Consider the following 491-nt stretch of genomic DNA (forward strand, 5'->3'; position numbering starts at 1 on the left):
CGCCGGTCGGGGCGGAGTAGCGGCTCATGTGTCCGCGGGGCGTTCGAGTGCCACCCTCGGCAGTCGGCGTACAGGCTGCGGACCTCGGCCAGGGCGCCGAACCGACCGACGCGCGAGGTGTGCGGTCGGCCCGGTGCGGGCGGGGCGGGGGCGCGGGTGCGCCACGGGTGGGAGACGTGGAGGCCTACTTCGGTGAGTAGGGACTCCTGCACGATGCGGTACGCGGCGAGGTCGACNNTGGCCCGCAGTTCGCGCAGGGTCTCCCGGCTGCCCTCCTTGACGGCGGTGAGCGCGGGCTCGGCCTGCGGCGCGGGGTGCTTCTTCAGCCGGTGCAGCGCGGCACCCGCCTACACGTTGATCATCGAGATGTTGTGCCCGATCACGTCGTGCAACTCCCGTGCGATACGCGGCCGTTCCTCGGTGGCCCGCAGCCGCGCCTCTTCCTCGGCGTAGGCCAGCCGACTGTGCCGGCCGTTGCCGAGGGCGACGAC

At 73.2% G+C, this 491-nt stretch carries 2 protein-coding genes; both read right to left on the reverse strand.

From position 1 onward, the window contains the following. Positions 1 to 236: hypothetical protein (locus AOK15_RS46315; RefSeq protein ID WP_205632324.1), on the reverse strand; the 236-nt coding region annotated here is incomplete at both ends. 111 nt (positions 237 to 347) lie between these two features. After that, positions 348 to 392: a hypothetical protein gene (locus tag AOK15_RS48210; RefSeq protein ID WP_240508831.1), complete on the reverse strand. Its 45-nt coding sequence runs from the start codon at positions 390 to 392 to the stop codon at positions 348 to 350. Positions 393 to 491: the final 99 nt, after the last annotated feature.

The organism is Streptomyces ossamyceticus, assembly GCF_001418475.1.
GTDB classification, from domain to species: Bacteria; Actinomycetota; Actinomycetes; order Streptomycetales; family Streptomycetaceae; genus Streptomyces; species Streptomyces ossamyceticus.